The 22907-nt window shown below is 62.9% G+C and carries 23 protein-coding genes and 1 pseudogene; 17 read left to right on the top strand and 7 right to left on the bottom strand.

The features are described from left to right. Positions 1–205 precede the first annotated feature (205 nt). Positions 206–1036, top strand: coding sequence for an NADPH-dependent 7-cyano-7-deazaguanine reductase QueF (gene queF, locus GYB81_RS09575; protein WP_161868033.1), 831 nt, complete (start codon positions 206–208; stop codon positions 1034–1036). 63 nt (positions 1037–1099) lie between these two features. On the opposite strand, the gene GYB81_RS09570 is transcribed toward queF, so the two are convergent. From GYB81_RS09570 to GYB81_RS09560, 3 genes are all read right to left on the bottom strand, one after another. Then, positions 1100–1366: a DUF4404 family protein gene (locus GYB81_RS09570; protein ID WP_161867802.1), complete on the bottom strand. Its 267-nt coding sequence runs from the start codon at positions 1364–1366 to the stop codon at positions 1100–1102. 118 nt (positions 1367–1484) lie between these two features. Beyond that, entirely contained in the window at positions 1485–2201 is a 717-nt protein-coding gene (pcrP, locus tag GYB81_RS09565; RefSeq protein ID WP_161867801.1) for an HAD superfamily inactivated hydrolase PcrP, read from the bottom strand. A 62-nt stretch (positions 2202–2263) separates the two neighbouring features. Further along, entirely contained in the window at positions 2264–2674 is a 411-nt protein-coding gene (locus GYB81_RS09560) for an acyl-CoA thioesterase (RefSeq protein WP_161867800.1), read from the bottom strand. A gap of 104 nt (positions 2675–2778) precedes the next feature. Here GYB81_RS09560 and GYB81_RS09555 point away from each other — a divergent pair, with 104 nt between their 5' ends. Continuing rightward, complete coding sequence (locus GYB81_RS09555) at positions 2779–3483, top strand: MlaA family lipoprotein (protein WP_161867799.1); 705 nt, start codon at positions 2779–2781, stop codon at positions 3481–3483. A 90-nt stretch (positions 3484–3573) separates the two neighbouring features. Here GYB81_RS09555 and GYB81_RS09550 read toward each other — a convergent pair whose 3' ends face one another. Beyond that, the gene (locus GYB81_RS09550; protein ID WP_161867798.1) at positions 3574–3873 is read right to left on the bottom strand and encodes a PilZ domain-containing protein; all 300 of its coding nucleotides are present in this window, start codon (positions 3871–3873) and stop codon (positions 3574–3576) included. Positions 3874–4085: 212 nt separating this feature from the next. Here GYB81_RS09550 and rssB point away from each other — a divergent pair, with 212 nt between their 5' ends. Together rssB and rssC are read left to right on the top strand one after the other, a co-directional pair. After that, positions 4086–5270, top strand: coding sequence for a two-component system response regulator RssB (gene rssB, locus GYB81_RS09545; protein ID WP_161867797.1), 1185 nt, complete (start codon positions 4086–4088; stop codon positions 5268–5270). Between the two features lie 8 nt (positions 5271–5278). Then, the gene (rssC, locus tag GYB81_RS09540; protein WP_024308595.1) at positions 5279–5761 is read left to right on the top strand and encodes an anti-sigma factor antagonist RssC; all 483 of its coding nucleotides are present in this window, start codon (positions 5279–5281) and stop codon (positions 5759–5761) included. 61 nt (positions 5762–5822) lie between these two features. On the opposite strand, the gene tal is transcribed toward rssC, so the two are convergent. Beyond that, positions 5823–6749 carry a transaldolase gene (gene tal / locus GYB81_RS09535; RefSeq protein WP_161867796.1) on the bottom strand — a complete coding sequence of 309 codons (927 nt, stop codon included), beginning with the start codon at positions 6747–6749 and terminating at the stop codon, positions 5823–5825. 142 nt (positions 6750–6891) lie between these two features. Between tal and GYB81_RS25005 the strand changes: the two are divergent. Then, positions 6892–7173, top strand: a pseudogene (locus GYB81_RS25005) (hypothetical protein); the annotation flags it as partial. Between the two features lie 79 nt (positions 7174–7252). Here the strand turns inward: GYB81_RS25005 and dusA are convergent. Then, the gene (gene dusA, locus GYB81_RS09525; RefSeq protein ID WP_161867795.1) at positions 7253–8263 is read right to left on the bottom strand and encodes a tRNA dihydrouridine(20/20a) synthase DusA; all 1011 of its coding nucleotides are present in this window, start codon (positions 8261–8263) and stop codon (positions 7253–7255) included. A gap of 286 nt (positions 8264–8549) precedes the next feature. On the opposite strand from dusA, the gene GYB81_RS09520 reads away from it, so the two are divergent. The 8 genes from GYB81_RS09520 to GYB81_RS09485 are packed head-to-tail and all read left to right on the top strand — an operon-like array spanning position 8550 to position 14647. Next, the gene (locus GYB81_RS09520) at positions 8550–9749 is read left to right on the top strand and encodes a PepSY-associated TM helix domain-containing protein (protein WP_161897812.1); all 1200 of its coding nucleotides are present in this window, start codon (positions 8550–8552) and stop codon (positions 9747–9749) included. Next, entirely contained in the window at positions 9746–10285 is a 540-nt protein-coding gene (locus GYB81_RS09515) for a PA2404 family protein (protein WP_161867793.1), read from the top strand. Before GYB81_RS09520 ends, GYB81_RS09515 begins: the two co-directional genes overlap by 4 nt. Continuing rightward, the gene (locus GYB81_RS09510; protein ID WP_161867792.1) at positions 10282–10602 is read left to right on the top strand and encodes a hypothetical protein; all 321 of its coding nucleotides are present in this window, start codon (positions 10282–10284) and stop codon (positions 10600–10602) included. The genes GYB81_RS09515 and GYB81_RS09510 overlap by 4 nt, the downstream gene beginning before the upstream one ends. Next, complete coding sequence (locus GYB81_RS09505; RefSeq protein WP_161867791.1) at positions 10599–11168, top strand: DUF6162 family protein; 570 nt, start codon at positions 10599–10601, stop codon at positions 11166–11168. Before GYB81_RS09510 ends, GYB81_RS09505 begins: the two co-directional genes overlap by 4 nt. A gap of 51 nt (positions 11169–11219) precedes the next feature. Further along, complete coding sequence (locus GYB81_RS09500; protein ID WP_233787549.1) at positions 11220–12119, top strand: metal ABC transporter solute-binding protein, Zn/Mn family; 900 nt, start codon at positions 11220–11222, stop codon at positions 12117–12119. Then, the gene (locus tag GYB81_RS09495) at positions 12116–12886 is read left to right on the top strand and encodes a metal ABC transporter ATP-binding protein (RefSeq protein ID WP_161867789.1); all 771 of its coding nucleotides are present in this window, start codon (positions 12116–12118) and stop codon (positions 12884–12886) included. The genes GYB81_RS09500 and GYB81_RS09495 overlap by 4 nt, the downstream gene beginning before the upstream one ends. After that, positions 12870–13775 carry a metal ABC transporter permease gene (locus GYB81_RS09490; RefSeq protein ID WP_161867788.1) on the top strand — a complete coding sequence of 302 codons (906 nt, stop codon included), beginning with the start codon at positions 12870–12872 and terminating at the stop codon, positions 13773–13775. Before GYB81_RS09495 ends, GYB81_RS09490 begins: the two co-directional genes overlap by 17 nt. Next, a complete protein-coding gene (locus GYB81_RS09485) occupies positions 13772–14647 on the top strand; it encodes a metal ABC transporter substrate-binding protein (RefSeq protein WP_161867787.1) in 876 nt (291 codons plus the stop codon). Before GYB81_RS09490 ends, GYB81_RS09485 begins: the two co-directional genes overlap by 4 nt. A gap of 57 nt (positions 14648–14704) precedes the next feature. On the opposite strand, the gene GYB81_RS09480 is transcribed toward GYB81_RS09485, so the two are convergent. Beyond that, positions 14705–16741, bottom strand: a complete 2037-nt coding sequence (locus GYB81_RS09480) for an NADH:flavin oxidoreductase (RefSeq protein WP_161867786.1) — start codon at positions 16739–16741, stop codon at positions 14705–14707. A gap of 232 nt (positions 16742–16973) precedes the next feature. On the opposite strand from GYB81_RS09480, the gene GYB81_RS09475 reads away from it, so the two are divergent. The 4 genes from GYB81_RS09475 to GYB81_RS09460 all read left to right on the top strand — a co-directional run bounded on the left by GYB81_RS09475 (position 16974) and on the right by GYB81_RS09460 (position 22542). Beyond that, positions 16974–17648: a TetR/AcrR family transcriptional regulator gene (locus tag GYB81_RS09475; protein ID WP_161867785.1), complete on the top strand. Its 675-nt coding sequence runs from the start codon at positions 16974–16976 to the stop codon at positions 17646–17648. Positions 17649–17659: 11 nt separating this feature from the next. Beyond that, entirely contained in the window at positions 17660–18478 is an 819-nt protein-coding gene (locus tag GYB81_RS09470; RefSeq protein WP_161867784.1) for a pyrroline-5-carboxylate reductase family protein, read from the top strand. A 134-nt stretch (positions 18479–18612) separates the two neighbouring features. Continuing rightward, positions 18613–21003 (top strand): pyrroloquinoline quinone biosynthesis protein PqqF, encoded by a 2391-nt coding sequence (gene pqqF / locus GYB81_RS09465; RefSeq protein WP_161867783.1) that lies wholly within the window; start codon positions 18613–18615, stop codon positions 21001–21003. A gap of 354 nt (positions 21004–21357) precedes the next feature. Next, a complete protein-coding gene (locus GYB81_RS09460) occupies positions 21358–22542 on the top strand; it encodes a porin (RefSeq protein ID WP_161867782.1) in 1185 nt (394 codons plus the stop codon). Positions 22543–22907: the final 365 nt, after the last annotated feature.

Below are 22907 nucleotides of genomic sequence, written 5' to 3'. Positions count from 1 at the left end.
GGATGCCCGAGCCGAAAGCCTCTCCCACAGGACGCTGCGGAACTCATTGTTGTAGGAGCGAGCTCTGCTCGCGAAGCTTCTGGCTGTAAGGCAATTCGCGAGCAGAGCTCGCTCCTACAGGTGGCCGGCGTCGTGCTTCGCGGGTGCGGCCTGGCGCGCAACCCGTTAAACTCGCGCGGTTTTTCGCTACCCCGGATTGCGCGCCATGCAGCACCCCGCCGAACATTCCCCGCTGGGCAAGTCCAGCCAGTACATCGCCGAGTACAGCCCCGATTTGCTGTTCCCCATCTCACGCAGCACCAAGTGGGCGGAGCTGGGCCTGGATGGCGCCAATTTGCCCTATCAGGGCGTCGACTACTGGAACTGCTACGAGCTTTCCTGGCTGCTGCCGTCCGGCAAACCGGTGGTGGCCATTGGCGAGTTCGCCATTCCGGCCGATTCGCCGAACATCATCGAGTCGAAGTCCTTCAAGCTCTACCTCAACTCGCTGAACCAGACCGCGTTCGCCAGTTGGGATGAGGTGCAGGCCACCCTGGCGCGGGACCTCTCCGCGGTAGCCGGCAAGCCGGTGGCAGTGCGCCTGCGCTCGCTGGGCGAGGTGTCGGCAGAGGGCGTGGCGACGCTGCCGGGCCAATGCATCGATGAACTGGACATCCGCGTCAGCCAGTACGACCAGCCGCAGCCTGAGCTGCTGCGTTGCGATGCGAGTCGCGTGGTGGAGGAGCGCCTGCACAGCCATCTGCTCAAGTCCAACTGCCCGGTCACCGGCCAGCCGGACTGGGGCAGCCTGGTGGTCGAGTATCATGGCGCCGCGCTGGATCACGCCAGTCTGCTGGCTTACCTAGTGAGTTTCCGCCAGCACGCCGACTTTCACGAGCAGTGCGTGGAACGCATCTTCCTCGATCTGCAGCGCCTGCTGCAGCCGCAATCGCTCAGTGTCTATGCGCGCTATGTGCGCCGCGGCGGGCTGGATATCAACCCGTACCGCAGCAGCGAAGCGATCACCCCGGACAATGCTCGCCTGGCGCGTCAGTAGTCCATGAAAAATGCCGCCATTGGGCGGCATTTTGTTTGAGTTCTCGGCAGCTTCCGCGGGCGTTCAGATGCCCATGTTGGCTAGGCTCTGCATGATATTGCGCAGGGTGCCGGCGAGGGTGGGATGGCTGGCCTCGAAACGCTCCACCGCCAGATTGACGCCATCTACCAGCGTGGCGTCGGGCGCCGCTGCGGCTTCACGCGCCAGTTGCACTTCGATTTCCTGAGTCAGCAGGTACAGCGATGCACGTTCTTCCTCACTGAGAGGCGTGTCCTGAGCCAGGTGCTGCTGGAGGGCTTCCAATTGCTGCTGCAGGTCGTTTGCTGGCATAGAGTTCTCTCCTTGTCGAATCGGCATAGACATTGACCCCCCGCGCTGCGGGAAGTTTTCATCCCGTACCTCAAGGTTAATCCAAGCGGGCCGGCTTTGCCTGATCCCGATCAAGCGCTCAGGGCTTTTCGCCCTTGCTGCGGCGCATGCCGATATCTTCGAGGCTGGCCTTGATCTCGCCCAGATGGTCGACCACTGAATGAGCGCCCAGGCGATAGAGCTGCAGTGTAGCCTCGGCACGTAGGCGCTCCTGCTCGATTGCCTCGAGTGCCTGCCAGTCGGCTGGAGCCTGGCCGCACAGTGGGCCACAGGCGGCCAGGCCGATGGTCCAGCAGCCGGCATTGAGCCCAGCCTGCAGCAACAAGGGATTGCCGCTGACGACGATGCAGCCTTCCAGGCGCTCGACACCCAATTGAGTCAGTGCCTGCCAGCAGCTTTCCGGTGCAGGCCATGGCCTGGTCTGGGCAGTGGTCACCGCCTCGATGGACGCCGGTAGTGCCTGAGCCAGGCGCAAGCTGGCATCGGCTGGCAGGTGGTCCAGCCAGGCGCAGGGCGTGCGGTTGTCATGCAGAATTTGCAGTAGCTCGGCAGCGCCAGGGGTCAGCTCCGCATGCGCCCCTGCGACTTCGCCAAGGGCCTGCTCCAGCGCCTGCAGTTGCGCTGCTGTCGCCGGTTTGCCCAGCCAGGCTTCCAGTGCTTGTTGAGGTGTGCCAGCGACAGGCCTGTCAGTGTGCTCGGGATGCAAGCGTTGCAGTGCGACAGGCAGCGTGCGGGCACCGAAATCGACCAGGCAGCCGGACAGTTGAAAGATCAGGGCAGTGCAGGAGAAGGGCATGGGATCATCCGTGGCAAAGGCCCAGGCCAATCTAGTGGCATCGGATGACCGGAATATGACCGTCAGGTGACGGTGAACAGGGCGCGCACGTGCTCGGGCAGAGTCACTGACTTGCCACTGGCGTGATCGACCCATACCAGCTTGCAGTATCCCTCGCCGTAGGTCGTCAGCGGATCCTCGAGGGTGCTCAGCCGATGCTCGATCACCAGGCTGCTGCGGCCTACCGCACCGGGCTTAAGTTCCACCACCACGGTGGCGGGATGCACCACGGGTTTGAGATAGGTGTGCTGGGTCTGCAGCACCACTGGGCCGAACGGCACGTTGCTTATGGCTACCCCGGCCAGTTTGAACCAGGCGACGCGGGCTTCTTCCAGATACTGCATGTAGATGATGTTATTGACATGCCCATAGCTGTCCATGTCGCCCCAGCGTACGGGGATATGCGCGGTGTGCAGCAGGGTTTTATCGCTCATCGCTTTTCTTCGCTATGCTGCCCAATGCGGGCTCCAGGCTTTATACTACGCGCCCTTCGGGCCGCTGGCGGTGGCCACCTTATTTCCCTCAAGGAGAGATTTCAATGCATGTGATCGGTGCTCGCTGGATCGCGCGCCTGAGTGGCCTGATGGCCCTGGTGAGCCTGAGCCTGTTGCCTGCCATGGGCCAGGCTGCTTCGGAAGAAGACCCCTGGGAAGGTTTCAATCGCCCGATCTTCCGTTTCAACGATACCCTCGATACCTATGCGCTGAAACCCGTGGCACAGGGTTACCGGGCGGTTACGCCGCAGTTTCTCGAAGATGGCGTGCATAACGTCTTCGGCAATATCGGCGACGTCGGCAACCTGGCCAACAACCTGCTGCAGGGCAAGCTGCATAACGCCGGTGTCGACACCGGTCGCCTGATCTTCAACACCACGTTCGGCATTCTTGGCTTTTTCGATGTGGCCAAGCACATGGGCCTGCAGAAGAACAACGAGGATTTCGGTCAGACCCTCGGCGTCTGGGGTCTGGAAAGTGGCCCATACCTGGTCATCCCGTTCCTCGGCCCAAGCACGGTGCGCGATGCCGCGGGGCGAGTACCGGACAGTTTGCTGACGCCGTACCCGTACATGGATCACGTGCCGACCCGTAACGTTACCCGGGGCGTTCAGGTAGTCGACACCCGAGCCAATCTGCTGCAGGCCGAGCGCCTGATTAGCGGCGACAAGTACATCTTCATCCGCAATGCCTACCTGCAGAGCCGTGAGTACAAGATCAAGGATGGACAAGTCGAAGACGATTTCTGAGCATCCGATGAGCTCACGGCTGCGTAAGCAACGCTCCGTGGATACAAAAAAAAGGCGGCCCCAAAGCCGCCTTTTTCGTAAGTGCAGATTTCAGCTCATGGATATGATAGCCAGGCCCAGCGACTGTCGACCGTCGCCCAGATCGTTTACCCGAACCACCTCAGCCTGGGCATCCAGACCCGCCAGCTCGCTGTGTTCGGAAGGGATGTGAACTTTGACCTTGTCACCCATGCTCAAGGCGACTTCCGCCTCGATTTGCATGCCAGTGCTGGAGAGATCCAGGCACAGGGCAGGGATTTCCCGGCCAGCGTGATGGAGGACGACTGCTGCTTCCAGTCGCATGCGGATGTAGTCGCGTTTCTCGCTGTACGCTCGATCATTCTGACTCATGGACCCTGTCCTCTTCTTATGAGCTCTTCCGCGGCTCTTATAACTCTCGTCGATTTGACCTGTAAAGCCGCCGAACGACGACCGGTCCCGGCTTGAATCGGCTGGCAGATGGGAGTACCGTCTGCCCCTTGAAATCGCCCTGGCGCCAATGAGCGGCGCCGCGCCACGGGCAGTGACCAAAATTGCCCTGGCGCAGTTTGCCTGGATACCCCATGCACAAAACCAGTGCCACTCTGCTGATCATCGACGACGACGATGTCGTGCGTGCAAGCCTCGCGGCCTACCTCGAGGACAGCGGCTTCAAGGTGTTGCAGGCCAACAACGGTTTGCAGGGGCTGGAAGTGTTCCAGCAGGAAGGCCCCGACCTGATGATCTGTGACCTGCGCATGCCGCAGGTCGACGGTCTTGAACTGATCCGACGTATCAATGCGCTCGGCGTCGAGGTCCCGGTGATCGTGGTCTCGGGGGCAGGCGTGATGAACGATGCCGTCGAAGCCCTGCGTCTTGGCGCTGCCGACTACCTGATCAAACCCCTCGAAGACCTCGCCGTGCTGGAGCACTCGGTGCGCCGCGCGCTGGATCGTTCGCGGCTGCGCGTCGAGAACCAGCGCTATCGCGAGAAGCTGGAGGCGACCAACCGCGAGCTGCAGGCCAGCCTGCACCTGCTGCAGGAGGATCAGAATGCCGGCCGCCAGGTGCAGATGAACATGCTGCCGGGAACGCCCTGGCAGACTGACGGACTGACCTTCGCGCACCAGATTATTCCCTCGCTGTACCTGTCCGGCGACTTCGTCGATTACTTCCGTATCGACGAGCGGCGCATCGCCTTCTATCTGGCCGACGTTTCCGGGCATGGCGCATCCTCGGCATTCGTCACCGTGCTGCTCAAGTTCATGACCACCCGGCTGCTCTACGAGTGGCGGCGCAACGGCACCTTGCCTGAATTCAAACCATCCGATGTCCTCGGCCACATCAATCGTGGCCTGATCAACTGCAAGCTGGGCAAACATGTAACCATGCTTGGCGGGGTGATCGACGAGGAGAACGGCATGCTTACCTACAGCGTCGGTGGGCATCTGCCCCTGCCGGTGCTGTTCGAGAACGGCCAGGCGCGTTACCTGGAGGGCCGGGGCCTGCCGGTCGGCCTGTTTCAGGAGGCTGAATACGGTGATCTGGTGATGGAGTTGCCGGAGTCTTTCAGCCTGACCCTGCTGTCGGACGGCATTCTCGATCTGTTGCCGGGCGAAACGCTGAAAGAGAAGGAACTGGCGTTGCCACAACTGGTTAGCCAGGCTGGCGGTACGCTAAGCGGTTTGCGTCAAGTTCTCGGTCTGGCCAATCTGGGCGAGATGCCGGATGATATCGCCTTGCTGGTGTTGAGCAGGAACCTTGCATGAACCCTGGGATAAGCCCCGGTCGCATCCAATTTGCCGAGCAGGACGGAACATTCGTCCTGAAGTTCGTCGGCGAAGTCCGTCTGACCTTGTGTTCAGCACTGGATGCCACGATTGAAAAGATTTTTACCGCGTTGAATTTTTCGGCCATTGTCATCGACCTGACCGAAACTCGCAGTATCGACAGTACTACTCTTGGCTTGCTGGCTAAATTGTCCATTTTGTCGCGGCAGAAAGTTGGTCTGTTGCCGACCGTTGTCACCACTCACGACGACATTACCCGTCTTCTGGAATCCATGGGCTTCGATCAGGTATTCAATATCGTTGATCGGCCAATTCCGTGCCCGGAATGCCTGGATGATCTTCCGTCACAGGATCAGTCCGAAGAGGTGGTCAAGGCCAAGGTATTGGAGGCGCACCGCATCCTGATGGGGCTCAACGACTCCAACCGCGAGGCGTTCCACGATCTGGTCAGCGCGCTGGAACGGCACTGAGTTCTCGATTAGGCTTTCAGATTGAAAGGGGCGTCAGCTTGGCTGACGCCCCTTCGTCATTTCAGGCCTTGGCGGCCAGCAGTGCTTCGAGCTTTTCCTGATCGCGGGTGAACAGGCGAATGCCCTCAGCCAGTTTCTCGGTGGCCATGGCGTCCTCGTTCAGAGCCCAGCGGAAGGCGCCTTCGTTGAGGTTCTGGCGAGGCTCTCCGGTTGCACCCGGCTGCAGTTTCCGAGTCAGCTGGCCATCGTCCTCGGCCAGTTTCTGCAGTAGCTCGGGGCTGACCGTCAGGCGGTCGCAGCCGGCCAGCGCCTCGATCTGACCGAGGTTGCGGAAGCTCGCGCCCATCACCACGGTGTCGTAGCCGTTGGCCTTGTAGTAGTCATAGATACGCGTCACCGATTGCACGCCCGGATCTTCGCTGCCCACGAAGTCGCGGCCCTCGGCTTTCTTGTACCAGTCGTAAATGCGACCGACGAAAGGGGAGATGAGGAAGACGCCGGCATCGGCGCAGGCCTGCGCCTGGGCGAAGGCGAACAGCAGGGTGAGGTTGGTCTGCACGCCGGTTTTCTCCAGTTGCTCGGCGGCGCGGATGCCTTCCCAGGTGGCAGCGATCTTGATCAGTACGCGGTCGCGGCCGATGCCGGCTTGCTCATAAAGGCCGATCAGGCGTTCGGCGCGGAGCAACGTGGCGTCGGTGTCGAATGATAGGCGAGCATCGACCTCGGTTGAGATGCGCCCCGGAATGACCTTGAGAATCTCCTGGCCGACGGCTACCCCGAAATGGTCGCAGGCCAGGCCCTGATCTCCCTTGCCGGCATCGATCGCCTGACGTAGCAGGTCGGCGTAGCGGGGCAGGGCAGCGGCCTTGAGCAGCAGCGAGGGGTTGGTAGTAGCGTCCACCGGTTGCAGGCGGGCGATGGCGTCGAGGTCACCGGTGTCGGCGACTACGGTGGTGAACTGCTTGAGTTGTTCCAGCTTGGAGGTCATGACGAGGCCTTGTCGTTGCAGATGGCATGACCTTACCCGAGGTGCCGAAGGCGCTCAACGGTCGGGTCACTTACAAAATTTACCTTTTCAGGGCTGTGGTTTTCGCTGACTCGTTCGTCATTACCTATGACAGTGCGTGAGAATGCACCGCAGTCGGTGGAGTCCGACTTTAGACGAGCCGCCAAGGAGCCCGAATATGTCGACCCGAACCCTGCCTTCTCGTTCAGTTTCCGCGGGACCGGATACGCGCCAGTGCCGTGACTGGCTGCAGGCTGTCGGGCTGCGCTTCAGCATGCCCCGGCTCAAGGTGGTGGAGGCGCTGTGCAGCGCCAATGATGAGCAGGGCGTTTCGGCGCGCGAGTTGCACCGACAGCTGAGCGAGGCCGGCGAGCCGCTGTCTCTGGTCAGCGTGCGCCAGGTGCTGCGCCGTATGGAGGAAAACGGCCTGGTGCAGACCACCGGGCGCAGTCGCTATCGACTGAGCACGCCCGATCAGCAGCCTGTTAATGCCCGCGTAGCAGTTCGGCTGCCTGGTCGAGCAGGCCCAGCGGGTCCTGTACCTTGTGAATGTCTACCGACAGCAGCTGGCGGAAACGCCGCGCACCTGGGAAGCCCTGAGCCAGGCCGAGTACGTGGCGGCTGACGTGATGCAGGGTGCCGCCCTCTTGCAGATGCCGTTCAACGTAGGGCTTCAGTGCAAGCAGGGCATCCATGCGGCTGATGCCAGCGTCTGTGGCGCCAAACAGACGGCTGTCCACCTGCGCCAGTAGATAGGGGTTGTGATAAGCCTCGCGGCCGAGCATCACCCCATCGAAGGTCTGCAGGTGCTGCTCGCATTCCTCGAGAGTCTTGATACCGCCGTTGAGGATGATTTCCAGGTCCGGGAAATCCTGCTTGAGCTGGGCGGCGACGTCGTAGCGCAGCGGGGGGATCTCGCGGTTCTCCTTCGGTGACAGGCCTTCGAGGATGGCGATTCGGGCATGTACGGTGAAGCTGCGGCAGCCGGCGTCAAGCACCTGGCCGACGAAATCGCATAGCTCGGCATAGCTGTCACGGCCATTGATGCCGATACGATGCTTGACCGTGACCGGGATGCTTACGGCGTCCTGCATGGCTTTCACACAATCGGCCACCAGCGCCGGATGGCCCATCAGGCAGGCGCCGATCATGTTGTTCTGCACCCGGTCGCTGGGGCAGCCAACATTGAGATTCACTTCGTCATAGCCGTGGGTTTCGGCCATCTTCGCGCAGGTGGCCAGATCCTGCGGGTTGCTGCCGCCCAGCTGTAGCGCGATGGGATGCTCGCATTCGCTGTAACGCAGGAAACGTTCGCGATCACCGTGAATCAGCGCGCCGGTGGTGACCATCTCGGTGTAGAGCAAGGCGTGCTTCGACAGCTGGCGAAGAAAGTAACGGCAGTGGCGGTCAGTCCAATCCATCATCGGCGCCACGGAGAAGCGGCGGGACAGGGTAGGGCGTGTGCTGGTGATGGAGATGTTCGATTCTTGAGGCATCGTCACTCTGGTTGTTGGAGGCCGACTTCACCCTTTCTGCGTCCTTGAGGGGAAACAGTCGGGATGCTCGACGGCGAATAAAGGGGGCGATTCTACCAAGAAAAGAACGCATAGCGTGCCGGGCGTGGGTTGACCCGCTGGTTGGTAGTAAAGCTCGCTGAATAAAAATTTTTTTCATCTGCACCTGCGGGTTTTTCCCATCTCATCCGTCCTATATGGATAAACACCCGATTTGTGTTTCTCCAGCCCAGTCATTGCCTTATAGGCGTTTACCCCTGGTTTGCCGATGTCAAAGAAATCCCGCTCCAGAATCTGGTTCCTCGTTCATAGTTGGCTGGCGTTGCCGGTCTGGTTTTTTCTGCTGATCATCTGTGTCACCGGTACTTTGGCGACGGTCAGTCAGGAGATCGTCTGGCTGGCCAACCCGGATGTACGTGCCAGCAAGCCGACCGATGATGCCGAGCGCCTGAGCTACGGTCAGGTGTTGCAGGCCATCAGCCGCGCCGAGCCGCAGCTCTTCGTGCAATCGATCAGTCGCCCGCAGGAGGACCACTTCGCCCTCACTGCGCGGGTCAGCTATCCGGATGGCACCTCACCCACGCTCTACGTCAATCCCTATACCGGGGCGATCCAGGGCATCAGCCCGCAGTTCGACTTCCGTCAGTTCACCCGTGCCCTGCATGGCTGGTGGTTGGTGCCCTTCACCAATGGTTTCAGCTGGGGCTGGTATCTGGTGTCGCTGATGGGCCTGCCGATGCTGGCTTCTCTGGTGACCGGGCTGGTGGTCTACAAGAAGTTCTGGAAGGGTTTCTTCAGGCCGACGCTGCGCTTCAACCAGGGCGCGCGTATCTTCTGGGGCGATTTTCATCGCCTTTCCGGCATCTGGTCGATCTGGTTCATCGCCGTCATTTCCATCACCGGCGTATGGTTTCTGATTCAGGCGCTGCTGTTCGACAACCACGTTTCCATTTCCACCGAAGGCATACCACCGGTGGTGGCGCGTGAAGAGGTACCGGTGATCGAGCCTGGCGGCAGCGTGTCGCGCATCGATATCGATCATGCCGTCGATACCGCCGCACAGCGCATTCCCGGTCTGGAGGCGAGTTTCGTCAGCCTGCCAGGCAATGCCTACAGCCATATCTTCGTCGGTGGTCGTGGCTGGTATCCCTTGATGTTCCAGTCGGCTGCTGTCAACCCCTACACCGGCAACGTCGACCAGACCCGCCTGCTGTCGGACCGTTCTGCCCTGGAATTCGTCACCGAGTCGATGCGACCGCTGCACACCGGTGATTTCGGCGGTCTTTGGCTCAAGCTGGTGTGGTTCGTGTTCGGGCTGTTGCTGAGCATGATGGTGCTCAGTGGCCTGTTGATCTGGAGCAAGCGTACCGTCCAGGCCACCGCCGCGCTGGCCAAGCGTAAACCGCGTGCCGCGCGCCAGCGCACGGCGCCCATTGCTATCGGTGAAGCCCCGGAGGGCCAGTCATGAGCAAGGCAGTGACATTGCCATCTACGCCTTTGGGACGCCTTTGGCACAGGTGGCGTTTCCACCTGAACATCCTGCTGGTGATCATCCCGCTGGCCTTCATGCCCAAGTACTTCAAGGACGTTTCCCTGTTTCGTGGCGAGAGCGGCCTGGGCGAGCGTGAGATCGGCGAGGTGCAGGTCGGTCCGTGGAGCCTGCGTCTGGCCGAGCTGCGCGATGAAGCCCCGAAGTTCGAGGGCCCGGCGGGTTACATGAAGAACTTCAATGCCGCGCTGTGCACCACGTGCATCGATCAGGTCAAGGCTACCTACCTGCGCATCGGCAAACCGCGCAGCCTGCGCGCCGCCGGCGCGATCTTTTTCGGCAGCCCCTATCGCATGGGCGCCAGCCTGCCCATTCCACCGCGGACCAAGGCCGATGCCGAACTGTGGATCACCATGGAAGGCTGGGACGGCTCCCTGCATCAGGCATCCATCCCGCTGGCCCAGGCATCGCCTGCCACCCGGGCCTGGCTGAATCAACGAGGAGGCAAACCATGAAGAATCTGTATCGCCCACTGCTGCTGGCGGCGACCGGCACATTCAGCTCCTTGGCGCTGGCGCACAACCCGGTCTGCCAGTGTGAAGCGCAGGGCGATGAGGAGATTGTCTGCGTTGGCGGTTTTTCCGACGGCAGTGGTGCGCCAGGCGTGACGCTGGACGTAATCAGCTACGACGAGGAAATTCTCGTCGCCGGTAAGCTCGGCGACGACTCCAGCCTGAGCTTCAAACGCCCTGAAGGTGAGTTCTATGTGCTGTTCGATGCCGGTCCCGGCCATGTGGTGGAAATCGACCATCTGGATATAGAGGCTCCATGAGCACCCAGGTGGTTCGTCCTGCAGGCGCAGGGCATGAAACGCTGTATGTGTGTCTGCTTGCGCTGGCCATTCTGTTGTGTGCCGGGTTGGTGGTGATGTGGCAGGCGCAGCCGCAGACGCAGCAGAGTGCCGTCGATACCTCCCGGTTGGATGCGCGTCGCGACCTGCGCGCGGCCGAGCAGGGCATTCACACCGACCTGCTGGTCGCCCTCGACGAGATTCGCCTGTATCTGGAGGACGAGCAGCGCCTGCCGACTCCAGCGCAGCTGGCAGAGGAGGGCTTTCCCCCGTTCATCGCCGATGCCAGCGCCGTCAACCGCGGCGGACATACCTGGCAACTGCTGCGCAGCGATAGCACTGCCGCCTATTTCGGCCGCAGCAATGCCGAAGATACGGCAGGCTCGTTTCTGCTGCTGCTCGACGGCGAGGAGGCCAGCGTCTGGCTCAATCGCTCGGCCCTCAACGACGCCCCGATTGACCTGCACGAACAGGCGCTGAACGCTGCTGGCTGGCGCCAGGTGTTCAGCGAGTTCGATGCAGGCGTTACCCGCCAACACCGCCACTGAATTTCGGATTTGCCCATGTCGACCTACTCTCGCTTCCCGCTGCGCCGCCGCATGTCGGCCGCTTTCCTTGTCTGCCTGAGCGCCGTTCTGTTGCCCGCTCTGGGCCACGCTGAAGGCAAGCGCCTGCGTGTCGGCATCACGCTGCATCCGTACTACAGCTACGTCAGCAACATCGTCGGCGACAAGGCTGAAGTGGTGCCGCTGATTCCGGCAGGCTTCAACCCGCATGCCTACGAACCGCGTGCCGAAGATATCAAGCGCATCGGCAACCTGGATGTGGTCGTGCTCAACGGCGTAGGCCACGACGACTTCGCCGAGCGCATGATCGAGGCCAGCGAGAAGCCGCAGCTGCCGTTGATCGAGGCCAATGCCGGCGTGCCTCTGCTGGCAGCGACCGGCCAGGCTGCACGCGGCGCGGGCAAGGTGGTCAACCCGCACACCTTCCTCTCGATCAGTGCGTCGATCGCCCAGATCAACACCATCGCCAGGGAGCTGGGCAAGCTCGACCCGGATAACGCCAAGGCTTACCGCGAGAATGCCCGCGCCTATGGCAAGCGCCTGCGTGCTCTGCGTGCCGAGGCGCTCGGACGCCTGAGCCAGGAGCACGGTGCCGAGTTGCGTGTGGCGACCATTCATGGCGCCTACGACTATCTGCTGCGTGAGTTCGGTCTGGAGGTGACCGCCGTGGTCGAGCCGGCGCATGGCATCGAACCCAGCCCCAGCCAGTTGAAGAAGACCATCGACCAGCTGCGGGATCTGGACGTGCAGGTGATCTTCTCGGAGATGGACTTCCCCTCCACTTACGTCGAGACCATTCAGCGTGAATCCGGCGTGCATCTGTATCCGCTCACGCACATCTCCTACGGCGAATACAGCGCGGGCAAATACGAAGAGGAGATGACCCGCAACCTCGATACCGTGGTACGTGCGATTCAGGAGAACGGCGCATGACGGCGGTCGAAACCTTGCCGACTGCGACGATTACCGGGCCCTCGATCGATTTTGCCGAAGTCAGCCTCGAGCTTGGTCGTACCCCCATCCTCGAGCGGATATCGTTCCAGGTGCAAGCCGGCAGTGTGCATGCGCTGGTCGGCCCCAACGGCGGGGGCAAGAGTTCGCTGATCAAGACCCTGCTCGGGCAAATGCCGCACCGTGGCGAGCTGAGCCTGAGCTGGCCGGCTGCGCCCGGTGTCATCGGTTATGTACCGCAGGCGCTGGAGTTCGACCGTGGCCTGCCGATGACGGTGGACGACTTCATGGCTGCCATGTGCCAGCTGCGCCCAGCCTTTCTTGGCCTGTCCAGACGTCACGCGCCGTCCATCGATGAAGCGCTGGCGCGGGTTGGCATGCTCGACAAACGCAAACGGCGCATGGGCGCGTTGTCCGGTGGTGAGCGTCAGCGTGTGCTGCTGGCTCAGGGGTTGGTGCCGGCTGCGCAATTGCTGATCCTCGACGAGCCCATGGCTGCGCTGGACGAGCCGGGCATGCGGGTGTTCGAGATGTTGTTGAAGGACTGGCGGCAGGCCGGCGTCACCGTACTCTGGGTCGAGCACGACCTGGGTGCGGTCGGACGGCTGGCTGACCGTGTCACCGGTCTGAACCGCCGCGTGCTGTTCGATGATGCGCCGCAGCAGGCACTGAAACCGGAGCGTCTGCTGCAGTTGTTCTCCAGTCACCCTCAGGCGGCGGGGAGGGCGAGCAATGAGCGCCTTCTTTGAACAGCTGCGGCTGCTGATCCAGGCATGGGCCGCTGCTGGCTATCTACCTGACACGCTGGCCTATGGCTTCGTCATCAATGCCCTGTTCGCCGGGCTGCTGATCGGCCCGGTGCTCGGCGGGTTGGGCACGCTGGTGGTGGTCAAGCGTTTCGCCTTCTTCTCCGAGGCCGTTGGTCACGCAGCGCTGACCGGCGTCGCCATCGGCATTCTGCTCGGCGAGCCTTACACCGGCCCCTATGGCAGCCTGTTCGGTTACTGCCTGTTGTTCGGTCTGCTGCTCAACTATCTGCGCAACCGTACCGGTCTGTCGCCGGATACGCTGATCGGCGTGTTTCTCTCCGTATCGCTGGCCGTAGGTGCCAGCCTCCTGCTGGTGCTGGCCGGGCGCATCAATATCCATATTCTGGAGAATGTGCTGTTCGGCTCGGTGCTCACCGTCAATGCGCAGGACCTCGGCGTGTTGTCGCTGGTCTCGCTGCTGGTCATGGCCCTGACCGTGCCGCTGTACAACCGCTTCATGCTGGCCAGCTTCAACCCGCAGCTGGCCGCCGTGCGTGGTGTCGCGGTGAAACCTCTGGACTACCTCTTCGTCATGCTGGTGGCACTGGTCACTGTCGCGGCGGTCAAGGTCATCGGCGCCATTCTGGTCGGTGCGTTGCTGGTCATTCCGGCTGCCGCCGCCCGTCTGCTCAGCCAGTCGCTGAAGGGCTTCTTCTGGCTGTCGGTGGTGATCGCCACATGCTGCACGCTGGTTGGCATCTTCCTGCCCATCGCCCTGGAACTGCCGGTGCCGTCCGGTGCTTCGATCATCATCATGGCCGGCCTCGTGTTTGCCGGCGCCGCTATCGCCCGTGGCCTGCTGCCCGGCCTCAAAGGGAACCTCGGATGAACAAGAAACTGATCAACCTCGCCGTTGCTGTCGGGATCCTGCTGGCTGCAGCGGTGGCGGCAGCCGAACCCATGCGCGTGCTGACCAGCCTGCCGGTGACGCATGGCCTGGGTTCGGCGCTGCTACAAGGCACCGGGGTCGAGGTCGTGCGTGCCGCTCCGGACAGGCTCCCAGCCAGCCGGCAGATCTCCTTTTTCAGCGGGCGCGGAGCCGCAGCACTGGAAAAGGCGGCGAGCGAGGCCGATGCGGTGATTGCGCTGCGCTCGCTGTGGCCGGACGACCCGCTGTATCCCATGGCGCGGCGCAGCAATATTCGTATCGTCGAAGTGGATGCGGCTCGCCCCGTGGACGGTGCATTACCCGGCATCGCATTGCGTTCACAGGGCGGTGATGCGCTAGCTGAGCAGCCCTGGCTGAGCGTCAACAATCTTGGGCGCATGGCCGATGTGATCGCGGCGGACCTGGTGCGCCTGAGCCCTGGCGACGCGCAGCAGATCGCGACCAACTTGGCGCAGATCAAGCAGCGCCTGCTGGCCTTGAGTGCCGAGAGCGAGAAGCGGCTGGCGCAGTTGGACAACCTCAGTGTTGCCAGCCTGTCCCCAGGCTTCGAGTACCTGACCACCGGTCTCAACCTCGATGTGATCGAACTGCCAGAGGGCGAGCTGGGTGAAAACCAGGCAGCACTGCAGTCCGTGCTGGAGGACAACGACGTGCGCCTGGTGCTGAGTGACCGCCCGGTAAGCGACGCCTTGCAGGCCGTTCTGCAGCGGGCCGGTGCACGCCTGTTGGTGATCGACGCTTCGTCTGACGAACCGGTGGCGGCGTTGGGCGATATCATCGGCCAGGTCATCGAGGGACTCGCCCATCCCTGAGGCGATAAGCAGGTATCCGAAGCGCCCGGCGTGAACCGGGCACAACGAGCCGCCTGATCAGAGATCCTTGACCAGGCGCAGGGCGTCGTAGATGGCAGCGTGGGTGTTGCGCGCGGCCACCGCATCGCCGATGCGGAACAGCTGGAACTCGCCGTCCGGATTGTCTTCGCGCTGCTGCGGCTTGCCGACGATCAGATCCTGATATTCGATCGCACCGAGGTTGCGCGAGAAGGGCTTGAGCTCAAGATACAAATCGTCCATTGGCCGGGTGCCGTGGTTGATCACCACCTGATCGACCTGGCGCTGCTTGCGCACCCCGCCGTAGTCGCTTTCGATCTGTGCCAGCAGCGTCTGGCCTTCGCGTGCCACCGAGGTCAGGCGAAAGGTGACGGTGAAGGTGGTGTCGAGTTTCTGCAGCGAGCGCATGTAGGGCACCAGATTCATCGCCATGACTTCCGGTGCGAAGCTGCGATCAGGGGTCATGATTTCCAGGCTGGCGCCGCTCTGGGCAATCAGCTCGGCGGCCTGCAGGGCAGTGTGGTCGCCGGCGTCGTCGAACAGCAGTACGTTGCGCCCAGGTTTGACGTCGCCGGAGAGGATGTCCCAGGCCGAGACCACCAGCTCGTTGCCAGCCTCCAGGACTTCGGTATGCGGGTAGCCGCCGGTGGCGACGATCACTACGTCGGGCTGCTCGGCGCGGATGCTTTCGCTCTCGGCCCAGTGGTTGAAGTGAAAGGTCACGCCCAGCGCCTGGCACTGGCTCATGCGCCAGTCGATGATGCTGAGCATCTCGCGTCGGCGCGGGCTTTGTGCCGTCAGGCGAATCTGCCCGCCGGGCTGGTTGGCGGCCTCGTAGACCACCACCTCATGACCGCGCTCGCCGGCCACTCGCGCTGCCTCCAGCCCGGCCGGGCCGGCCCCGACGATGACCACCTTGCGCCGCTGGGCAGCCTTGGCAATCTCGTGCGGCATGCTGGTTTCGCGACCCGTGGCGGCGTTGTGAATGCAGTAGGCGGCGCCGCCCTGGTAGATGCGGTCCAGGCAGTAGTTGGCGCCGACGCAGGGGCGGATGTCCTCTTCGCGCCCAGCGAGCAGCTTGCGCACGATATGCGGGTCGGTCATGTGCGCGCGGGTCATGCCGATCATGTCGACCTTGCCCGAGGCGATGGCATGGCGCGCGGTGGCGATGTCCGGAATCTTCGCCGCGTGGAAGGTCGGGAAGTCGGTAGCCGCGCGGATCTGCCCGGCGAAGTCCAGGTGTGGAGAGTTATGCATGCCCTGGATCGGGATGACATCGGTCAGGCCGGCGTCGGTATCGATATGGCCGCGGATGACGTTCAGGAAGTCGACCATGCCGCTTTCCTTCAGGCGCCGCGAGATGTCCAGGCCTTCCTCGGCGCTGATGCCGCCCTTGAGGGCCTCGTCGGCGGTGTAGCGCACGCCGACGATGAATTCGTTGCCGACCCGCTGACGCACCGCGCGCAGCACCTCGAAGGTGAAGCGCAGGCGGTTGTCCAGCGATCCGCCGAAGGGGGCGTCGAGCTCGTTGGTCAGCGGCGACCAGAACTGATCCATCAGGTGCCCGTAAGCCTGCAGTTCGATGCCGTCGAGGCCGGCGGCCTGCATGCGTTCGGCTGCGTCGGCATAGTCCTTGATGATGCGCTCGATATCCCAGTCCTCGAGTTTCTTGGGAAAGGCGCGGTGCGCCGCCTCGCGCTGATGCGAGGGCGACACCACCGGCAGCCAGTCGCCCTTGTCCCAGCGCGTGCGCCGGCCGAGGTGGGTGAGCTGGATCATTACCGCCGCGCCATGCTCGTGGCATTCGTCGGTAAGGTCCTTCAGCCAACCAACCACTTCATCCTTGTAGGCCAGGATGTTGTTGAACACCGGTGGGCTGTCGCGGGAAACGGCGGCTGAGCCGGCGGTCATGGTCAGGGCGACGCCGGCCTTGGCGCGTTCGACGTGGTAGGCGCGGTAAAGCGCCTTGGGCATGCCGTCCTCGGGATAGGCCGGCTCATGCGAGGTGGTGATGATCCGGTTGCGCAGGGTCAGGTGTTTGAGCTGGTACGGCTGAAGCAGTGGATCGCTGGACATGCTCGGAACTCCAGAGAAGAGCGAAAAAGCAAAATGTACATAGGTGTCAATTAAGCTGACTTATCTGTACATTCAGCGCAACAGCCTATGTCGTATCTGGCTAGCAGTGGTCGCAGTTAAGCGGTTTTCGAAGCCAGGCGTGTCTAGGAAATGTACAGGTATGTCGTGTGGATAGACTGCGTTGCACACTTTTCGCGTTGTAGACCCGCCAGCGGGCCGCTACCATCGCGCTATGAATACACCGACAAAATCAAGTGAAGGCGGCTGGCGCGGCTCAACCGACGGCTGGCTGGAGGCAGCGTATGAGGTCCTGATCGAATCAGGCGTCGAGGCCGTACGGATTCTGCCGCTGGCGAAGAAGCTGCAACTGTCGCGTACCAGCTTCTACTGGTTCTTCAAGGACCGCGAGGAGCTGCTCTCGGCACTGCTGGAGCGTTGGCGGGCGAAGAACACCGACAATCTGGTCGGGCAGACCCAGGCCTATGCCGAGAGCATCAATGAAGCGCTGCTCAACGTCTTTGACTGCTGGCTGAGCCCGACGCTGTTCGACTCGCAGTTCGAGTTCGCCGTGCGCAGCTGGGCACTGCAGGACTCCAGGGTGGCTGCCGAGGTGGAGCTTGCCGACAAGACGCGCCTGGCGGCTCTGGCGGGCATGTTTGCGCGTTTCGGCTACGAGGCGCTGCCTGCCGATGTCCGCTCGCGCTCCCTGTACCTGACCCAGATCGGCTACATCAGCATGAACAGCCGTGAGGACCTTCTCGTGCGCATGCAGCGCATCCCGGAATACGTGAGGATCTTCACCGAGCAGGCGCCCCAGCCGCGTGAACTGCAGCGCTTCTATGCTCGCCATGGTTTCACGGTAACCGAACCTGTGCTGGTCGCGACCGCATCCAGCGAGCCAACCTGAGAGGTGCGCACATGTTCGCTGAACGTACGGTTGGCATCATTGGTGGGGGCGGCTGGCTGGGACGATCGATTGGCGGTGCGATGCTTGAGCGAGGCGTGCTGGCGCCGGCTGCGCTGATGCTCTCCAGCCGCAACGGGCGGGTCGAGGGGTTCGACGCCTGGCCAGAGGTACGACTGACTGCAGACAACCGTCAGCTGGCGCAATGGGCCGACATCATCGTGCTGTCGGTGCGCCCCGAGCAGTTCGCGGCAGTCCAGATCGAGGCTGCCGACAAACTGGTGATTTCCTTCATGGCGGGTGTCTCGCTGGCTACGCTGATGGCTCGCACCGGCAGCCAACGGGTGATTCGTGCCATGCCCAATGCGGCAGCGCAGATCGGTCGGTGCTATACGCCCTGGTATGCGGCCGAGCAGGTCAGCGCCGCCGACAAGCGCTTCACCCAGGCAATGTTCGACAGTTGCGGCAGTGCTGACGAGGTTCCCAGTGAGCGCGACCTCGATTACCTGACTGGCCTGGTCGGTGCCGGGGCAGCCTACCCGGCGCTGCTGGCCGAGGCTTTGCTGGCGCACGCGCTGGCCAAGGGGTTGCCGCAGCAGATCGCCGAAAACGCCGTGCGCGGAGTGGTGACAGAAGCGAGCCAGCTGCTTGGGCGCGGTGGCATGCCGCCGGCGCAGATGGTCCAGACCATGCTCGATTATCGCGGCACTACAGCCGCCGGCTTGCAGGCCATGATCGACGCGGGCTTTCGCCAGAGCGTCGATGCCGGTCTCGACGCTGCCGAGACGGCGGCGTGGCAGATGCAAGAGCGCTACGCCAGGCCGGACAACTAGCCTTCCCGACCTCTCTGAGGCCCAAGCGCTGCCGGCGAATACGACCCTGGATGCAGTTCACTCCGGCCAAAGCAGCATTGTGCGGTGCTGGTGTAAGGTTGACGCTTGAGCGCAAGCTGCCCAGAGAGCGATCCATGCACCAACGAGTCCAAGCTATCACCCACTCCAGGCGCCTGACCAACGGCGCCGAGTTGCGGGTGTTGCAGCAGAGCTGGGCGCAGGACGCGGGGATCTGTCTGCGGGTCGCGGCGGGCAGTCATGACGAACCCGAGGCCTATCCCGGCCTGGCGCACTTTCTCGAGCATCTGCTGTTTCTCGGTAGCCGCGATTATCCCCGTGAGCAGGGTTTGATGGCGTTCGTCCAGCGACTCGGTGGGCAGGTCAATGCCTCGACGCAGGCGCGGCATACCGATTTCGTCTGTCAGATACCGTCCGAGCAGTTACAGCCGGCACTGGCCCGTCTGCTGGACATGTTGCGTTGGCCGCTGCTGGAGGTCGAGGCGCAGCTGCGTGAGCGTGAGGTGTTGCACGCCGAGTACCAGGCACGCAGCCAGGATGGCGACAGTCGTATCGACCACGCTCTGGGTCAGGCATTGGCTGCCGGACATCGCTGCGGCGACTTTCTGGCCGGTGATCGCAGCACGCTGGCTGTGGAGCAGCCGGAGTTTCAGCAGGCGCTGCGTGACTACCATCGCCAGCACTATCGTGCCGCGAATATGTGTCTGACGCTGGTGGGACCGCAGCCGCCGGAGCAACTGCTGGCCATGAGCGAAGCCGTCCTGGGGCCATTGCCAGCGACTGAATCCGAGCCAGTCACTCCGCCGGTTGCTCTGCTGCCACTGCGTGCATCCCGACTGAATCTGCAACATGGCTCCAGCCACGTACACTTCGGGTTTGCCGCGCAGGTCGATGGGGACGCAGCAGACGCCGCGCTGGAGTTATTGCTGGACGCCCTGCATGACCCCGCCTGTGGTGGTCTGCTCGATGGCCTGCGTAGGCGACAACTGTGCCGGCAGTTGCAGGCGCGGGTGCTGTATTGCCATGCCGGGCAATGTTTCCTGCGTCTGGACTTTCAAGGCGCTGGTGAAGAACAGGGCTCTCGCTTGCGCGGGGCATTGATGAGCTGGGCCAGACAGGTGCAGGGGCATACGCATTGGCAGCGGCGCAGGCGTCAATGGCAGCAGGCCTTGACGCTGCGGCAGTTCGGGCTGGCGCCGCTGGCGTTGGCGCGGCATCTGCAAAAGGGGGCGTTCGACGCAAACCGTACCCTGGCTGCTGTGGATTTTTTACTGAGTCAGCTGGCTGACGGTGAAGGGCTGATCGAGTTGTATTGCACTCAACAGCCGCAGACGCCTTGGCCGGCGACCGGCCTGGTGTTGCCGCTGCAAGCCTCGGTGGAGCCCGCTGCTGCGCTGACGTTGGATTTCGATTTTCGCCTGGCCAGTGAAGAACCTTTGCTGGCCAGGAGTACGGCGTTCATCCCGGATTCGCTGCCGCCCGCCCGCCTGCGGCATTACCCGGGGCAGGGCGCTGGCGGCCCGGCTGCGCTTTATTGGCGCGGCCCCTGTACCAGCGCAGGCTCGACGGATGGCATCGATGCCAGCTTGCAGGCGCGCATTGCCGACTTGCGTTGGCGTGGTGAGCGGCTGGGTATTGCCTGCCAGCTGAGCGTGCAACCGGGGCGCTGGACGCTGGTGCTGCAGGGAACGGCAACGTTGTTGCCGGCATTCAGCGGCCTGATCGTGCCGCTGCTGTTGGCGCCCGTTAGCGAGCCGCTGGAACCTACGCCCCAAGGCATGCTGCTGCGCACCTTGCTGCAGCATCTGCCGGCGCTTTGCCCGTGCAGCGATGACGCGACTCTGCAGGCGCTGAGTGTCGGGCTGGATGATGCCGAGCGCGTGCAACTCGATGAGCTGTGCCTGGCGGTCGAGCCACTGGGTGATCTGCCGGGATCGCCGGCCGGATGCCCCGGCCTTACCTGGCGTCAGCAGACGCAGCCCGGTAGCGATGCGGCGTTGCTGCTGTTCTGCCCGCTACCTGTTGCCGATGCGCATACCGAGGCGGCCTGGCGCCTGCTTGGGCAACAGTTGCAGGGGCGTTTTTATCAGCGGCTGCGTGGCGAATTGCAACTGGGCTATGCCCTGTTTGCCGGCTTTCGCCAGGTAGAAGGTCGCAGGGGGCTGCTCTTCGCCCTGCAATCGCCGGTATGCGATGCGGCCGGGATCTACGCCCATGTTCGCGGCTTTCTTGAGGAACAGCGCCAGGCGCTTGCCGCGCTGGACGATACAGCGCTGACAGCGGGACGTGCGGCGCTGCAGATGGCGCTGGCTCCCGCCACGGCAAACCTGCCTCGCGCCGAGCAGCTGTGGCAGTTGTATCTGGCCGGGCTGCCCGAATCGCATCCGCAACGGGTGCTGCAGGCGTTGGCGACCATGACGCAGAACGATCTGCTCGATGCACTCGGTCAGTTGCTGCGCGCCAACGACTGGCGCGTGCTGGCCAGCGGTGCGCCTTCGCCGGCTTAGGCCGCGTTCTAATCGGCTCCCTTTGCGCGCGACGCCCTCGAGTTTCCGGTGTGCTTTTTCTGTAGCCGCCCGAGGCGAAGCCTTTTGCGGTCGCGCCAGCGTTGTTCGTCGCCTGGCGCGCCTCCAGGGGTTTGGCGTCTGGCGCGCTTCTACGCCCAAGGGCTGGCCAGGTACTACGACCTTTCTCCCGCTACCGGTAGCAGGTCGGTCGCGAGCCGGCCGAAGCGGGCCGGTAGCGCCCGGCCAAAGCAGCAGCCAATCGCTGCCAAGGCAGCGTATGGCCTGCCTGGCCCGCTTTCGATAATCGCCTCCGACACGACTGCCCTGGCGGTCGCCACTCAAGCGGAGAGCGTTATGCACAACAACAAGATCGCCATCACTCGATTTCTGCCCCTGACCCTGGCCACCGCCGTCGCCCTGGCGACTGCGCAGCAGGCCGCCGCCGAGATCGTCCTGTACGACAAGGACGACACCACTTTCTCCACCGACGGCTATATCAACGCCTTCTACGTCAACAGCGACGTGGACCGTGACGGCGAGCAGTTCGACCGTCGCCAGTCGCGGGTGAAGATGGGCTTTCTGCCCAACTGGATCGGCTTCAACTTCGGCAAGCAGATCGACGACCTCAAGCTGAGCGGTCGCTCGTCCTTCTGGGTCACCATCAACGACAGCGAAACCAATGGCACCGACACCGCCATCGACGTGCGTCAGTTCTACGGCACCGTTTCCAGTCCGGAGTGGGGTGAGGTGCTGGTGGGCAAGGACTTCGGTCTGTTCTCGCGCTCCAACATCTTCCTCGACGAGCTGCTGGCCGGGTACGGCAACGTCTCCGACACCCTTGGCCTGGTGGACGGCAACGGCGTGTCCTTCGGCAACATCGGTACCGGCTACCCGTATCCGTTCCCGACCTCGCAGATCACCTACCGCAACAACAATCTGGCTGAAGGGCTGCGCGTCGCAGTGGGCATCATGGACCCGGTCGACACCAATGACGACAGCGCCACCGGCAAGGCCTACCAGGAAAATCCGCGCTTCGAATCGGAAGTCAGCTACCAGTTCGATGTGGGCGGCTCGACCATCTACACCTGGGTCAACGGCGCCTACCAGACCTCCGAAAACACCGACGACACCGTCGACAAGGTCACCTCCAAAGGTCTGGGTTATGGCGTGCAGGCCAAGTTCGGCGGCCTGTCGCTGACCGGTTCGGGCTTCCAGGCCAAGGGCATCAACCCGTTCTTCACCAACAACCTGGGCGAGCCGACCCTGCGCGATATCGACAGCGACGGTTACCTGCTGCAGGGCTCCTACACCTGGGGCAAGAACCGAGTGGCGCTGTCCTATGGCAAGACCGAGGACGACGGCAACGGTCTGGGCGTTGCGGCGGACTACGAGACCCGCGGCATCGCCTATTTCCGCACCATCAACGACAACCTCAAGCTGGTCGCCGAGTACAACCAGTACCAGATCGACGCCGCCGCCGGCAGCGGTCTGAACGAGGACACCGATACCTTCGCCGTGGGTGCCGTGCTCAGCTGGTAAGCGCCGTTGCACAAGGCTGGGCAGGGGGCGACCTCTGCCCGGTCTTTTTCGTTCTATGGCTTCCTGGGCTACTTACGCCGACCCTACACAAGCGCGGTGCCGTCCCAGGCAGGGTGCGCCATGCGCACCAGTTTGTAGGGCGGTTGCAACCCGCCGTTTCCCCGTTGGCGGGTTGCACCCGCCCTACCTATTGAATTGCAGCGGTTGTCGACCAATGCATGGCGTGACCAGGGTGGCGGCGTGCGTCGCGTACTGCTTCGCGAGTACGCCCTACGGATCGACTACCCAGTACTCAAGTAGCATGGGGCCTCTGCGGCCTCCTTCGTAGAATTTCCCCATGATCAGCAGGTGCATTTGGGGCGTGA

This window comes from Pseudomonas yangonensis (assembly GCF_009932725.1).
Classification (GTDB): domain Bacteria; phylum Pseudomonadota; class Gammaproteobacteria; order Pseudomonadales; family Pseudomonadaceae; genus Aquipseudomonas; species Aquipseudomonas yangonensis.
The sequence above is the reverse complement of the archived record's forward strand: the minus strand, read 5'-3'. Positions and strand labels throughout refer to the sequence as shown.